The organism is Mesorhizobium sp. ArgA1, from assembly GCF_053714375.1.
Genome location: NZ_JBSKBQ010000147.1, coordinates 1 through 421, shown reverse-complemented (window position 1 = coordinate 421; position 421 = coordinate 1). Strand labels below are relative to the sequence as shown.

At 59.1% G+C, this 421-nt stretch carries 1 protein-coding gene; it reads left to right on the top strand.

The annotated features are described in order from the left end of the window. Positions 1 to 105: 105 nt before the first annotated feature. On the top strand, positions 106 to 421 hold a 316-nt coding region (locus ACWGTI_RS32740; protein ID WP_454590691.1), incomplete at its 3' end, for a hypothetical protein.

Genomic DNA, 421 nt, shown 5'->3' with positions numbered 1-421 from the left:
ATGGCAGATGAGCTAAGCCGCAAGTCCTAAACCGCGCCTCGTAGACGCAAAAAATGCATTCGCCGGACGCTCACGACGAACCAGGAAAGAGGTCATTTAGCTCGCTTGAGCGGTGTCGGAGAAATCCAGCTCATTGACCCTGCGGCTGCCACGCGCGCAGTTCGAAGCGATCAGCTCGGCGCTGCGAACGAAACACTGCATGATCGTCGGGTGGATTTTGGCTCACTCCACTGCCCCCTTGACGCTGAGCTCGGCGCCTCGGGGCGCCAGCGGCGGCTTCGTTTAATCTTCTCGCAAAGCCTGGGTTTCTGGCAAAAGACTGGCTCAGTATGCCGTTTCGAAACTCCAAAATCACAGCCTCGCCAGTCGGTTTTGCAGCGCCTGCCGATCGGCGACGAGGTTGTCGAGGTGCAGCGGCTCG